The organism is Chitinophaga sp. (assembly GCF_035538455.1).
GTDB lineage: Bacteria > Bacteroidota > Bacteroidia > Chitinophagales > Chitinophagaceae > Chitinophaga.
The window spans coordinates 28,602-45,290 of sequence record NZ_DATLKJ010000117.1 but is presented as its reverse complement, the minus strand read 5'-3'; the positions used below and the strand labels follow the sequence as shown (position 1 = coordinate 45,290).

At 49.5% G+C, this 16,689-nt stretch carries 2 protein-coding genes; both read left to right on the top strand.

What is annotated here, in order from left to right; translation table 11 throughout:
* The first annotated feature begins 74 nt into the window (after positions 1-74).
* A complete protein-coding gene (locus VM802_RS14315; RefSeq protein ID WP_325531597.1) occupies positions 75-10,088 on the top strand; it encodes a non-ribosomal peptide synthetase/type I polyketide synthase in 10,014 nt (3,337 codons plus the stop codon).
* A 33-nt stretch (positions 10,089-10,121) separates the two neighbouring features.
* Complete coding sequence (locus VM802_RS14310; RefSeq protein WP_325531595.1) at positions 10,122-16,685, top strand: non-ribosomal peptide synthetase; 6,564 nt, start codon at positions 10,122-10,124, stop codon at positions 16,683-16,685.
* Positions 16,686-16,689: the final 4 nt, after the last annotated feature.

Sequence of the window (16,689 nt, the reverse complement as noted above, 5' to 3'; positions counted from 1 at the left end):
GCGGCCAAATGCCGCTAGGGATGCTTTTTTCGTTAATACCGGGTCTGAACAGGCCTAACGCTAACTTTTTACTTATGAAAAATCATTTGCCGCCCCGCACACTGGTAGACATATTGTCGAACAACAAAGGGGTAGAGGATAAAGGTGTTCACTTTATTATTGCTGCCGGCAAAGAGGAATTCCTGTCGTATCATCAGCTCTATAACGAAGCAGTAGCGCTGCTGGGATATCTCCAGCACAAAGGTTTGAAAAGAGGTGACGAGCTGGTATTGCAGATCGACAATAACAAAACGTTTGTTCTGCATTTCTGGGCAGCTATATTGGGTGGTATCATTCCGGTGCCAGTATCTATTACGCATTACAGCGAGAACGCCCGGAAGCTGTACAAGATCAGGACATACCTGAAGAATCCCTACCTCGTGGCAACTTCCACGCATCTGGAAAAGGTTAGTAAACAGGACTATAGTGATGGTGCAGAAGATAAAACTTTCTACGATAAAGTGCTGCTGCTGGATGAGCAGAGAGAGAATACCCCGGCAGGCATTCTTGTGGATGTGAAGCCGGATGATATTGCTTTTGTGCAGTTCTCTTCCGGTTCTACCGGTAACCCCAAAGGAGTGGAACTGAAACACAGTAATCTGGTCGCCAATATATATGGCGCATTGGTAGCCAACGGATGTACGAGCGACGATCGCACGCTGAGCTGGATGCCGCTCACACATGATATGGGTCTGATTTGTTTCCATCTGTATCCGATGGCAGCCGGCATTCCACAGGCATTGATGCCGACAGACCTTTTTATTCGTCATCCAATGTTGTGGCTGCAGAAAGCAGGCGAGCATCGGTCTACTATTACCGGGTCTCCCAATTTTGGATATAAGTATTGCCTGGACCAGTTTTCAGAGGAGAAGTTGAAAGGGTTGGATCTCTCCAATCTGCGCATAATATACAACGGCGCTGAACCGATTGCAGCATCCCTGTGTCGCCGTTTCATGGATAAGTTTTCAGTTTATGACCTGCATGAATCAGCCATGCGTCCGGCTTATGGCCTTGCTGAAGCCACACTGAAAGTGTCATTCACAAATGATCTCCCTTCGCTGAAAAGTCTTCACATACAAAGAGAATCCCTGGCGATAGGCCATGCTATTAAAGCAGTGAACCCCGGAAATGAAGAGCCTTCCGGCAGCGTATTGGAAGTTGTGAATGTAGGACCCGTGATGGAGGGTATGTACCTGGAGATAAAAGATTCAAAGGGACATACGCTGAAAGATGGTCATGTCGGTATCATCTGGATCAGCGGGCCTAGCGTTGCCTCCCGTTACTACAACAATGATGCAGCTACAAAAGCAGTGACAAAGTCGGACGGGTGGCTGAATACCGGAGATGTCGGTTTCTTGTTGAATGGTTATCTCCATATAGTTGGGAGGGTAAAGGATATTATCATTGTCAATGGTATGAACATATACCCGCACGATATTGAACAGACGGTGGAAAAGCTGGATGGTATTGAAACTGGTAAAGTGGTGGCATGTGGCGTACCTGATCCTGAAACCGGTTCTGAAGCAATAGCAGTATTCATCCTGCATAAATCTTCCATAGAAAAATTCCTGCCAGTGACCAATGAAGTGAAACGCTTTATCAGTAGGGAACTGGGACTGGAAGTAAGTCATGTACTGCCGGTGAGGAAGATCCCTAAAACTACCAGCGGTAAGGTAAAAAGGCACCAGTTTGTACAAGAGTATATCAATGGTGTTTTCAATGATGTTATCGCTGAAATAGATAACGCACTGAAAGCTGCCGAACGACCGGTAACGCCGGTGCAGCATGCTGGCGAAGAAAAGATCCGCATATGGTTACAGGAGTGGCTGCAGAGGGACCTGCGGATATCCGCCAGCGAACTGGCCGCCGGAAGAACATTTGCGGAATATGGAATGACTTCCGTTATGGCAGTGAAACTGGCCAGAGACCTGGAAAACTGGCTGGGGACTACTGTAAGCAAAACAGTTATTTATAATTTCCCAACGATAGCAATGCTGTCGGCCTACTTTGAAGGGGTGAATACTCCTGATCATAAAGTACATGAAGAGCGTGGAAAGAGCAATGCTGATGATAATAACATTGCGGTTATCGGTATGGGATGCAGGTTCCCAGGGGGTGTTCATTCTGCAGAAGATTTCTGGCAGCTGCTAACGGAGCAACGTAGTGCCGTTGCCGTTATACCGGAAGATCGCTGGGATGTGGCGCGGCATTTCTCTGCTGATGAAGATGCACCCGGTAAAATGTATACGCGCGCCGGCGGTTTCATTGAAGGGGTGGATCAGTTTGATCCCTTGTTTTTTGGTATATCACCCCGGGAAGCTGTGCATATAGATCCACAGCAGCGGCTGTTACTGGAGGTATGCTGGGAGGCGCTGGAGCATGCGGGTATCAGACCATCTGCCCTGAGAGGCAGTGAGAGTGGTGTTTTCATTGGAACAACCACAGATGATTATCAGAAAATAGTACCTGCAGACACAGATGATACACAGGCAAACGGAGCGTTCAGTTTGTTGGGCACAGCGAGGAGCGTTACGGCAGGCCGGATCGCTTATGTACTGGACTTTCATGGTCCTGTGATACAGCTGGATACAGCTTGCTCTTCTTCTCTACTCAGCGTACACCAGGCATGTCAAAGTCTGCTGCACGATGAATGTTCCCTGGCGCTTGCAGGAGGAGTCAATATAATACTGGACCCGGATGGGACTATCCAGTTATGTCGGATGAAAGCCTTATCGCCTACCGGATTGTGCAAGACATTTGATGACAGCGCAGATGGCTATGTAAGAGGCGAAGGCGCCGGCATCGTTGTGCTGAAACGGCTGAGCGATGCGGTGGCTGCCGGCGATAATATACTGGGGGTGATTAAAGGCTCTGCTGTAAATCATGATGGCCTGAGCAACGGCCTCACAGCGCCTAATGGCGTGGCTCAGCAGCAGGTGATTAAGAAAGCGCTGAAAAATGCTGGTATTGCCCCGGAAACTGTACAATATGTAGAAACACACGGAACGGGTACGCAGCTGGGCGATCCAATAGAAGTGCAGGCGCTGAATGCCGTTTACAGGCATACAGATGTACAACAGCCATTGTTGCTTGGCGCAGTGAAAACAAATATTGGTCATCTCGAAGCTGCGGCTGGTATTGCCGGACTGATCAAAGCAATTCTCTGCCTGCAACACAAGCAGTTGCCGGCCAACCTGCATTTTCATACTCCCAACCGGTTTATACCCTGGCAGGATATGTCCGTGAGGGTAGTGGACAGGCCAATGTCATGGCCGGCAACAGACGGGAAGAGGAGAGCTGCAGTCAGCTCATTCGGATTGAGTGGTACCAACGTACATGTCATACTGGAAGAAGCGGAGATGGCTGCACCGGTAGCTACCAAAAACATATCATTCCCTTCTTATCCGCTGCTGCTGTCTGCAAAAACGCCGGCAAGTCTGCGGGCGCTGGTAACCCGCTACCTCGCGCAGCCGGAACATGTTGCTTCCGTACAGGACCTGGCCTATAGCGCAGCGCTTACTCGTGATCATTTTCAATACCGTATAGCCATAGAGGTTAGTGTAGCTGATACTGTTCATAAACATCTGCAGGCATATCTTGATAACGCCGCGCCAGGTATAGAATTGCAGGGAATGGCGGCGCTGCAGGCGGGCAAACCGACATGGATGTTTACCGGCGGAGGTTCGCAATATTGGGGGATGGGCAAAGAGTTATATGATCACAACCGCTTGTTCAAAAGCGTATTAGACCACTGCAGCGATTACTTGGAGCCACGTTGGGGGTTTTCTCTGATAACTCTTCTTTATAGCATGGATAAAGATGAAGCTAACCTGCTGTTGCAACAGATGACTTATTTCCAGCCGGCGATATTTGCCGTTTCCTGTGCATTGGCTGCCGTATGGAAATCCTGGGGCGTATATCCGGCAGTGGTGATAGGGCACAGTCTGGGAGAGTATGCGGCAGCTTACGTGGCCGGCGTATTCAGCCTGGATGATGGATTGAAACTGGTGACAGAAAGAGCGCGTCTGATGCAGGCTGTAAAAGAACCGGGCGCGATGGCTACCGTGTTCGCATCTGAGGATGTGGTGTCAGCAGGAATAAGTCCATATGGCAGAGATCTTGCTATTGGCGTGATAAACGGGCCGGAGCTGACAGTGATATCCGGGAAGAAGGAGGCCATTGCCAGCGCCCTGCAATCATTTGAAGCGAAGGGGATCAGCAGCCGGGAACTACTGATATCGCATGCTTCCCATTCACCGCTGATGGAATCCATACTGGATGAGTTCCGGAAAGTAGCAGAACAGATCACTTACTATACGCCGGTGCTGCCGCTGATCTCCAATGTAACTGGTGAAGTGATCTCCGGGGAGATGGCAACAGTGGATTACTGGTGCAGACACATTGTGGCGCCGGTGCAATTTTCGAAAGGGTTACAACAGCTTTCAGCCTTCGATCCCAGCGTACTGATGGAGCTGGGGCCACAACCCAATCTGCTGTCCATTGCGCAGCTTACAGGCGACTACAGTGAAGACAGATTATTGCGTAGCATGCACCTCGGACAATCTTCCTGGAGTACTATGCTGCAAAGCGTGATGGCATTGCATCTAAAAGGCACTCCCATTAACTGGGAGCAATTTTTCGACCATCAACCCTATCATAGGGTTCAATTGCCCGGTTATTCGTTTATCCGCCAACGTTACTGGGCCGGTCCGGATAATATTCAATCCTCTGTAACCGATCAGCATATCAAAAAAATTACAAACACTATGGGTATCACTATACAAGCGCAGACAGACCACCGGGCTGATATACTGCTTTCCCTCACCACCGTATTCGGAAATCTGCTGAAAATATCCCCTGCAGAAATTAATATACACACACGGCTGGTGGAATTGGGAGCTGATTCCCTGGTACTTGCCAGTGTTATCAAGAGAGTAGAAAAAAAGTACGACCTGAATTTTTCTATCAAACAGGTATTCCAGGAACTGAACACGATTGATCTGATGACAGATTATATTGTAAAACATGGAAAGCTGGAAAACCCGCTGCCGGCGATGGAAGAGTCGCAGATAACACCAGCGCCGGCAACTCCGGCGGCTGTAGCAGACATGATACCTGGCAGGATACCAGCCGCCGCCGCTGATTATTACCAGCTTATGCAGCAGCAGCTTGAACTGTTGTCACAACATGGACGTTATCAGTATGACCTGATGGCGCAGCAACTCCGGTTGTTGTCCGGCGGGGTGGTTGCAGATGATCTTGTAAACGGCAACGGTAAAACCATAGTGTCCCCTGTAAATACATTGGCGCTGAAAAACAATGCCGTAGCTGCTTCTGGATATCAGGCGCCTGTTGCGGAAAAGCTGACGATCCAGCAAAACGGTCAATCTGCAACACCTAAAAAACATCAATCCATCTTCCCAAAGATGGAAACCAAACCTGGACAGACCGGTTATACACCTGCACAGCAGGTTTACCTGGATGATTTCATCAGAAGGTATACACAGAAAACAAAAACATCCAAAGCGCTTGCCCAGCAATACCGCCCTGTATTGGCCGATAACCGGGCATCAGCAGGCTTCCGCTTCTCCACAAAAGAAATTTTATATCCTATACAGGCCACAGCTTCGCAGGGTGCAAAGATCACAGATGTGGATGGTAATGTCTATGTAGACCTTGCAATGGGATTTGGTGTAAACTTGCTTGGACATTGTCCGGATGTTATCATAGAGGCGCTGCAGCAGCAGGTGCAGCGCGGCTTTCAGCTTGGGCCGCAAACGCCGCTGGCAGGCCAGGTAGCTACATTGATAGCCTCACTGACCGGTATGGAAAGAGTAAGTTTCCACAACTCAGGAACAGAAGCGGTGATGACAGCCATTCGCCTGGCACGTACAGTGACAGGAAAAACGAAAGTGGCCATGTTTACCGGTTCCTATCATGGTCACTTTGATGGTACACTGGCGATGCCGGAAGATCTGGAAACCGCTCACAATGGTATTCCCATGGCGCCGGGGGTTGCACAGAACATGGTAGCTGACGTGCTCCTGTTTGACTATCACCATCCTGATGCGGTACAACATATACAAAAACATATCCACGAACTTGCGGCAGTATTGGTGGAACCGGTACAGAGCCGTCGACCAGGCTATCAGCCTGCCGCGCTGCTCCGTGCATTGCGGGAGCTGACTGCCAGGGAAGGTGTGGTGCTGATATTTGACGAAATGATTACTGGTTTCCGTGTGCACCCTGGCGGAGCGCAGGCGCATTTCGGAATTCAGGCAGATCTGGCTACATATGGTAAAGTAGTCGGCGGGGGCCTTCCTATTGGCGTTATTGCCGGTAAGAGAAAATATATGGATGCACTGGATGGCGGTATGTGGCAATATGGAGATGATTCTTTTCCTACTTCAGATACCACCTTCTTTGCTGGTACTTTCTGCAAGCATCCGCTGAGTATGGTGAGCAGCCTTGCCTTGCTCCAGGAGCTGGACCGTCGGGGTCCTTCCCTGCAGGAGCAGCTAAATATTCGTACGGCTAGTCTCGTTAGTAAGATCTCTGCTCTTTTCGCAGAAAATAATGTGCCTATGCAGGTATATCATTTTGGATCGTTGTTCTATTTCGCCATCAACACCAATATGGATCTGTTCTTCTATCACCTGCTGGAGAAAGGAGTATATGTATGGGAAGGCAGAACCTGTTTCTTATCTGATGCTCATACCGATGAAGATATCGATTTTATTTACAGGTCTATCAGAGACAGTGTTCATGACCTGCAGCAGGGCGGTTTTCTGCAGAAGCCATCAACAGACGCAAAGAAGGAGCAACCCGTAAAGCTGAATGGCAGCCAAGCGCTGTCTGTATCATCATCGCAGACAAAGGCCGCTTTATCATTCAGCCAGGAACGCATGTGGTTTATCGATCAGCTGAATGGGAGCGTACAATATAACGAACGCATGGCCTACAGGCTCAAAGGTGAGCTGGACAAAGCGGCGCTGCAATATGCTTTCCGCAATATCATAAACCGGCACGAAGTGCTAAGGACCGTGATTACGGAAGTAAATGGCGAAGGTCAACCCAGGCTGCTCGATAAAGACCTGTGGCAGCTGGCAGTAACCAGTTATCCCGGCCTCAGAGAAGATAAAGAAAGACTGCAGGAATATCTGACAGAGCTGGTGCACATTCCCTTTGATTTGTCGAAAGATCATATGTTGCGCGCGCACCTGATCCCATTGGATACAGATGAACATATATTGTTACTGACTATCCACCATATTGCACTGGATGGCTGGTCTGTCAATATCCTCTTCCATGAGCTGAACGAATTGTATAATGCATACATCACACAGCGCACGCCGCAACTGGCACCCCTGCCATTGCAATATGGTGACTATGCCATCTGGCAGCGGGAGTATTTTTCAGGCAAGGAAGCAGCTGTACAACTTGATTACTGGAAAACTAAATTGACAGGAACCGCCATATTGGACCTGCCTGCAGATTATATCCGGCCAGCTATGCAGAGCACGCGCGGTGCCAAACACTTCTTCAGATTTGATAAAGAGCTCACCGGCCAGATCAAACAACTGGGGAGAGCGCACAACGCCACCCTGTTCATGACTATGCTGACGGCTTTCAAGGTGTTGTTATACCGATATAGCGGACAGACTGATATCTGTGTCGGAACTTCGATTGACGGCAGGTCAAATGAAGATTTGGAAGGACTGGTAGGTTTTTTTGTGAACACACTGGCCTTGCGCAGTGATCTGGATGGAGCGCCCGCTTTCACCACATTGCTGCAACAGGTAGGACAAACCACGTTGGAAGCATTCGAGTACGCAGAAGTTCCTTTCGGAAAAATTATTGAGGCAGTGGAGAAAAACAGAGACATGAGCAGAACGCCACTCTTCCAGGTGATGTTTGAACTGTATAACACACCAGAGGTGCCGAAGATCACGCTGGGAAAGGTGCAGCCCATATCCGAGCCTGTAGGTCATACTACCACCCTGTTTGATCTGAGCTTCTGCCTTGAGGAAGATGAAAATGGTTTAAGCGGATATGTAGAATACTGCTTGGACCTCTTCAGCCCTGAAACTATTGCCGGTATGACCTCGCATTACGAACAGCTGATCCGCTCCGTGATTAAATCACCAGAACAATCAATAGCAACGATGCCGATAATGAGCGCAATGGAACAGCAACAATTGTTGGGCGCATTCAATGATACGGCAACTCTTTATCCAGATCAGAGCACCTTTATTGATCGGTTTTCCGAGCAGGTTACATTAACCCCTGATGCGATGGCTATCCTGTTTGAAAATACATCACTGACCTATAAAGAATTGGATGAACGCGCCAATCAGCTGGCGCATTACCTCCGAAGTAATGGTATCGGGGCTGATATATTGGTGCCTGTCTGTATTGAACGTTCTCTGGAAATGATTATCGCTATCCTGGGTATTATGAAAGCCGGTGGCGCCTATGTGCCCATAGAAGCGGAATATCCTGCTGAAAGGATTGCTTATATGCTGGAAGAAAGTAATGCGGGTATCATTGTGAGCAGCAGCCGTTTCCGCGAAAAGCTGGAAGGCATTACAACGATCAGGATTTGTGAGATCGACGGTGATGCCACTTTACTTGACATACAGCCGGTATCACCGTTGCCCACCTCTTCATCACCTTCCGATCTTGCTTACGTGATCTACACTTCAGGATCTACAGGCAAGCCCAAAGGCGTAATGGTGGAACATGGCGGTATGTTAAATCATCTGCTCGCCAAAGTGAACGACCTGAAGATAGATGCTTCCTGTATGCTTGCCTACACCGCTTCTTACACATTCGATATTTCAGTGTGGCAGATGTTCGCTCCCCTCCTGAGAGGCGGAGCCACTGCAGTGTATACGGAAGAACAGGTGCTTACTCCCCGGATATTGTTACAGGCATTGAAGAATGATGGCATCACCATACTGGAAGTGGTGCCTTCTTATCTTGAAGCGCTGTTACAGGAGGAAAGTGCCGCGGCGCTGAAAAACCTACAGTATCTACTGGTGACTGGTGAACCGGTAAGCCGGTCGCTGCTGGTGAAATGGTTTGAACACAAGGATTTAGGCGGTATACCGGTGGTTAACGCTTACGGGCCTACGGAGGCATCAGATGATATTACGCATCATCTCATGTATGCAGCACCGGAACGCAATAATGTTCCGTTGGGCAAACCTATTCAGAACCTCCGTATTTATATTCTTGATAAAGCCCGCCAGCTGTGCCCTGTAGGAGTTGCAGGTGAGATAAGCGTGTCAGGTATCGGCGTATCGAGAGGTTACCTCAAAGACCCGGCAAGAACTGCGGAGAAGTTTGTGAAAGATCCCTTCCAGGCTGATGATATTGTACGCATGTACTGCACCGGCGATCTCGGAAGATGGTTGCCTGACGGCACTATTGAAATGTTGGGCCGTATAGACGATCAGGTAAAGATCCGCGGCTTCAGAATTGAGCTGGGTGAAATCGAAAATGCGCTGCAACAACATCCAATGGTGAGATTGGCTGTTGTACTGGCAAGGAAGGGGCCAGATGGTAACAACCGTCTCATTGGATATGTTACTGAAAACCCAGGCTACAATAATGATACAGTTATAGCATACCTGAAAGACAGGTTGCCTGGATATATGGTGCCAGATGTGCTGGTGCTGTTACCTGAACTTCCGCTCACTCCCAATGGTAAAATAGACAGGAAGGCGCTGCCAGCTCCTGGCGATGATGTATTGAAAACGAAATATGTGGCGCCGGAAACCGCATTGGAACAGGCGCTGGAAGAGATATGTCGCAGACTGCTGGAATCAGGACGTATAGGTGTTAATGATAATCTATTTGAGCTGGGGATGCATTCCCTCATGGTAATGCGCCTTGGCGCTACTGTGCGCGAACAGTTTGGTTTGCATATCTCTGTCAGAACATTCTTTAAACTGACGACGATCGGAGCACTGGCTGCCTACATCCGGATTAATCAGCCGGAGGTAATGGTCGCCACGGAAGAGGAACAGGAGATCAGATTATAGTCCCTTTTATCTCACTAATTAATTATGACAAGCATGTCTGCCTTCAATTTGAATGATGTTGCTGAAATCCTGGAGCAGGCGAGGGGCCTGGGTATCAGGGTTTCTTCTGATGGCAACGAGCTGGTATTAAAAACAGATCAGCGTAGGAAGGTTGATCCGAATTTTCTGCAAACGCTGAAAGTTAATAAGGAAAAGCTACTGACCTATTTCAGGGAATATAATGACGCAGTGCCTGCGGCGGCAGTTAATAGTAAGATCAGCGCCCGGCGCAGGTCGTCTGGCGATACAGCGCCATTATCGTTCAGCCAGGAGCGTCTTTGGTTCATTGATCAGCTGGAAGGTTCACTGCATTATCACATGCCGGCGGCGCTCCGGATGAAAGGAGTTCCCGATGTAGCTGCGATGGAGCATGCGCTTCGCAGCATCGTCAACCGTCACGAGGTGTTGCGTACCGTGATACGTCAAGAGAACGGCGTTCCCTTTCAGTTGTTGCTGGAGGAAGAGAAATGGCAACTCAGCCGGTTTGACGGTACAGCTATAATGGCTGACCCGGCCGCATTGCAGGCGCACCTGTACGGCTATATTTATGAGCCGGTAAACATGGAGCATGATCATATGATGCGCGCACAGCTGATCACACTGGCACATGATGAATATATGCTGGTACTCGTGATACATCATATCGCAGGGGATGGCTGGTCTACAGCAGTGTTGATCAACGAGCTGGTGGAACACTATGCTGCATATAAAGAGCAGCGCATACCTGATTTACCGGTGTTGGATGTGCAATATATAGATTATGCCGTGTGGCAGCGCAACCATCTGCAGGGCGAAGTACTGGAGCAACGTCTTGCTTACTGGAAGAATAAGCTGGAAGGCGCCGTAGCGCTCGCGCTTCCGCAGAATTTTGAGCGCCCGGCAGTACAAAGTAATCGCGGCGCTTATTTGCTCTATGACATAGATGAGAGCACTACCGCTGCGTTGCAGCAGCTGGCGAAGCGACAGGGCGTAACGCTGTATATGTTGCTGTTGGCTGCATTCAAGGTATTGTTACATCGCTGTAGTGCGCAGGATGATATATGCATCGGAGGCGCCGTGGCAGGCAGGGCGCATACAGAACTGGAACCGCTGATCGGTTTCTTTGTAAATACCCTGGCCCTGCGCAGTGATCTGAGCGGCAATCCGGCCTTTAATATATTCCTTCAGCAGGTGAAAAACACTCTGCTGGATGCCTATGAACACCAGGACGTTCCCTTCGGTAAAGTGGTGGAAGCCGTAGTAAAAGAGCGCGATCAGAGCCGGAACCCACTGTTCAATACCATGTTCGTATTTCAGAACGTACCGGCCATGCCCGACCTCCGTATAGGCGACGTAGTCATAACCAAAGAACCACTGATCAGAAGCGCTTCCTTCTTCGACCTGACCTGGGTAATGGAAGAGAAGCAGGAACGTATCAGCATTTATCTTGAATACAACACTGCGCTGTTCATAGAAGACACCGTACAACGGATGTACGGCCACTACGAAACTTTATTGCAATCTATATTGAAAGACCCTGCGCAACCCGTGCGCACACTGGAGATCCTGCGGCCCGCAGAAAAGCGGCAACTGATTGAAACGTTCAATGCAACGGCTACCGATTACCCCTCAGAAAAGACGATTGTCGATTTATTCATAGAACAAGCCACACTTACGCCGGATGCTGTAGCTGTAGCAGCAGGGCCTGTAAGCCTTACCTACAGAGAGTTGCAGGTCCGGGCCGGAAAATTGGCGAATTATCTCCGCAACAGAGGCATACAGGAAGGTGCATTGGTGCCTTTGTGCATTGAGCGCTCCACGGATCTTATCACAGGGGTGCTGGGGGTGCTGATGGCCGGCGGTGCTTATGTGCCTGTTGACCCTTCTTATCCCAGAGATCGTATACGTTATATGCTGGAAGATACAGGGAGTACAATCATCGTAACGACTTCCCTGCAACAGCGATCATTACGGGAAGAAGTGCTGAACGCGGATTTTGTGACTGTAGATGAACTGCCGGAGATACTATCATCGCCATCTGTGCCGTCATTGCTGAATCTGCGCCCGGAGTCTCCGGCTTATGTGATGTATACATCCGGGTCCACAGGCAGACCCAAAGGCGTGGTGGTGACACATTGCAACGTTACCAGCCTGGCAAAGGGCGGTAACTTCCTGGAGTTTAATGTGCAGGATGTGTTGTTGTCGACCGGCTCCTCCTCATTTGATGCAACCACTATTGAATATTGGGGCATGCTCCTTAATGGCGGACAATTGGTGCTTTGTGATGAAAAGAGGTTACTGGACAACCAACTACTGAAGCAGGAGATCCACCAGCGGGGTGTTACCAAGATGTGGTTTACTGCCAGCTGGTTCAATCAGCTGATAGATGATGATATTACTATTTTTGAAGGATTGAAAGCTGTAATGGTAGGAGGCGAGAAGCTGTCGGAAGAACACGTCCGCCGGTTCATCGCTGCATATCCGGCGACGGTAGTTATTAACGGTTACGGGCCCACGGAGAATACTACCTTCTCACTGACCTTCCATGTCAGGGAAGTAGTTCCGGGGAAAAGCATTCCTATCGGGCGTCCACTGGGCAACAGAACTGCGTATATCCTTGACAGCGACATGCAGCCTTTGCCGCTGGGTGTACCAGGCGAACTGTATGTAGGTGGCGCCGGCGTATCGTTGGGCTATCTGAAACAACCGGAGCTGACCACAGAGAAATTTGTGGCAGATCCTTTCAGTACTACACCCGGTGCAAGACTTTACCGTACAGGAGACCGTGCCCGCAGACTTGTAGACGGTACGGTTGAATACCTGGGCCGTATAGACGACCAGGTCAAGATCCGTGGCTACCGTATTGAGCCTGGAGAGATTGAAAGTGTGCTACTGCAACACGAAGACGTGAGGCAGGCCGTGGTGTTGATGAATACCGGTGATGGCGATGGCAAGTACCTGGTGGCATTCATCGTATCTCACAACGGCCTCAATAAAGAGGGATTACTTGATTATCTCCGTGGCAGGCTGCCAGTATTTCTGATTCCATCCCGACTGGTAGAAGTGGAAAAGATACCGCTTACCTCCAACGGAAAAGCAGACAGGAAAGCATTGCTGGCCCTGGATACCGCTATTGCTACTATTGATTATACCGCTCCGGCAAATGAAACGGAAGAGCAACTGGCAGCCATTTGGGAACGCCTGCTGCGTATTTCGCCGGTAAGCACGACAGCTAACTTCTTTGAGCTGGGAGGCCACTCCCTGCTGGTAACCCGTGTGGTAGCCGCCATACGTGAAACCATGCAGGCAGAAATAACAATTTCCGCTTTTTTCGCTCATCCTACTATTGTCCGGCTGGCTACATTGTTAAGCCAAAAGAGCAATGGTTATGCATTGCCTGACATCACTGCCGGATACCGGCCCTCGCGCATTCCGCTTTCGTATAGCCAGGAACGTTTATGGTTCCTCGATCAGCTGAACGGGACTGTGGCTTATCATGTGCCGATGGTGGTAAGACTGAAGGGTGCATTGAACCGCAACGCACTGGCCCATGCATTGCGCACAGTGGTGAACCGCCATGAGGTATTGCGTACCGTGATTTTGCAGGAACAGGGAAAACCTTATCAGCATATACTGGACGAAAACGAGTGGCAGCTTGGTATAACAGACGATGCCCAATACCATGATCAGGCTAAGTTGAAAGTGTATCTGACCAGTTTATTGAATAAGCCGTTTAATCTTGCGGAAGACCATATGCTGCGTGCTGATCTTATCAGCCAGCCGCAGGATGAGCATGTACTGCTGATCACCATGCATCATATTGCTTCTGATGGATGGTCTGTATCCGTATTCCTGCAAGAGGTATTGTCGTTCTATAATATCCCTGAAATACAACCGGATCCGCTGCCTGTACAGTTTGCAGATTATGCGGTATGGCAGCGCGACTTCATACAAGGCGAATGGTTGGAAAACAAACTTGCCTGGTGGAAACAGCAATTGTCTGGTGCTGAAACATTGCAACTCCCAACTGATTTACCACGGCCTGCGGTCCAGAGTAATCGCGGTGCTGCTGCTTCGTTTACCCTCGACCGGTATACGTCGGAAAAAATATACCGCTTTACCCGTCAGCAAGAGGCCACATTATTCATGACGCTGCTGGCTGCTTTCAAGGTGTTGTTACATCGCTACAGCGGGCAGGACGACATTTGCATCGGTTCTTCCATTGCAGGCAGAACAAGGGCAGAACTGGCAGGCGCTATCGGTTTCTTTGTGAATACCCTGGCGCTGCGCAGCAATCTGGGAAATAATCCTTCTTTTGCGTCGCTGGTACAAAAGGTGAAGGAAACTACACTGGCTGCCTATGACAACCAGGAAGTGCCTTTTGAAAAGGTAGTGGAAGAAGTGATGACTGAGCGCGATCTTAGCAGAAGCCCATTGTTCCAGGTATTATTTGAACTGCAGAATACTCCCGATCTGCCGGCCCTGCAAATGCGCGGGTTGCAGTTGTCGCCGGAGTCTGTACAATACAATACCACACAGTTTGACCTGATCGTTTCCATGGAGGAAAAGAATGGTGAGATTACTGCCTATGTAGAATATTGCACAGACCTTTTCCATGCTGATACTATCAACCGGATGATGAGGCATTTCGGTCAACTGCTGGAAAGCGCTGTAGCTGAACCTTTGGCTGGTATTGATGCCTTGAACCTGCTCGGTGAAGAAGAGAAAACACAACTGCTGTTCACTTTTAATAATACATTCGTTGCGTATCCGCACGAAAAAACATTCATCGATCTATTCACGCAACAGGCGGTTCTTACACCAGACCGGACTGCGCTTGTTATGGGTAAGGAGTCGCTTTCCTATCAGGAAGTGGAGATGCGAACTAACCAGATAGCGCATTACCTGATCGCTGCCGGCGTGGAGAAGGAAAGTATTGTACCGCTGTGTATAGGCCGTTCACTGGATATGGTGCTGTGTATTATCGGCATCATGAAAGCTGGTGCGGCCTACCTGCCAATCGATCCGGCTTATCCCGCGGAGCGTATCAATTACCTGCTGGAAGACAGTCGCGCCAAAGTGTTGGTGAGCAACAGTCATCATAAACCTTCGCATACCTATGTGCGTGTAATATCGTTGGATGAGGAAGCCGCGCTTATCAGCGATCAGCCATCTGCGCCATTAACTGCGCTGCCTGTGCCTGCACAGCTCGCATATGTGATCTATACATCAGGCTCCACCGGCCAGCCGAAAGGTGCTATGATTGAACATGCCGGTATGCTGAATCATCTCTTCGCCAAAGTAAATGACCTGGAGATAAATGAAGATAGCATAGTGGCATTTACAGCTTCCTATACATTCGATATTTCCGTATGGCAGATGTTGTCTGCCCTGTTACGCGGTGGTAAGACTATTATCTGTTCCGCTGATGATATACTGGAACCCACATCGTTGCTGAAACTAGTACATGCAGAGCAGGTTACTATTCTCGAAGTGGTGCCTTCTTATCTGGCTGCATTACTGGTGACAAATGTTCAGACATCTCCGGAACAGCTGCAATATTTGCTGGTAACCGGTGAAACGGTGCCCCGCCAGGTACTGGCCGAATGGTTTAATCATGAGAAGTACAGTCATATCCCGGTGGTGAACGCTTATGGACCTACGGAGGCATCAGATGACATCACCCACCATTTCATGTATACCACGCCTGAAAGCATCAATGTACCGCTTGGCAAGCCAGTACAGAATCTGCATATCCGCATCCTGGATGCATCTATGCAGCTATGTCCTGTAGGTGTGCCTGGCGAGATATGCGTAGCGGGTATCGGCGTGGGCCGCGGATATATCAATCGCCCGGAGCTGACGGCAGAGAAATTTATCAAAGATCCGTTCAGTGAAAACGCTGCCATTCCTATGTACCGTACCGGCGATCTCGGCAGATGGCTGCCCGACGGTACGATAGAACACCTCGGAAGAATAGACAACCAGGTGAAAGTACGCGGCTACCGTATTGAGCTGGGAGAGATAGAAAGAGTGATAGAGAAGAGCGGGATGATAAAGCAGGTGGTAGTGATTACCCGTGCAGACAGTAACAACCAGAAACAGCTGGTGGGTTATGTCACACCGCAGGAGCATTATACCCACGACGCCATGCAGGCCTGGCTCAAGGACCAGTTACCGGAGTATATGGTGCCGGCAGCCCTGGTAACGCTGGAGCAGATGCCGTTGTCCGCCAACGGGAAGATCGACCGCAAGGCGCTGCCTGACGTGGATGCTGCTGCAGCTGTTACAGGCGAATACGTAGCTCCAACGAATGAACTGGAAGAAAAGCTGGAAGCCATCTGCAGCAGATTACTGGAAGCAGAACGTGTAAGCATCAACGAAAATCTGTTTGAGCTGGGTATGCACTCGCTGCTGGTAATGCGGCTGGCTGCAATTGTCCAGGAGGATTTCGGTATGCAGGTTTCTGTGCGCACCTTTTTCCAGCTGCCTACCATTGAAGCGCTGGCGAAGTATATAGCGGTGAACAACGTCGCCGTGGCTCCGTCTTCGCGTAAGAAAAAAACGATAGTTCTGTAACTCC

Bases quoted from the DNA above. Each gene is read 5' to 3' on its own strand.
- VM802_RS14315 (WP_325531597.1), top strand. From the start codon at position 75: ATGAAAAATCATTTGCCGCCCCGCACACTGGTAGACATATTGTCGAAC.
- VM802_RS14310 (WP_325531595.1), top strand. From the start codon at position 10,122: ATGTCTGCCTTCAATTTGAATGATGTTGCTGAAATCCTGGAGCAGGCG.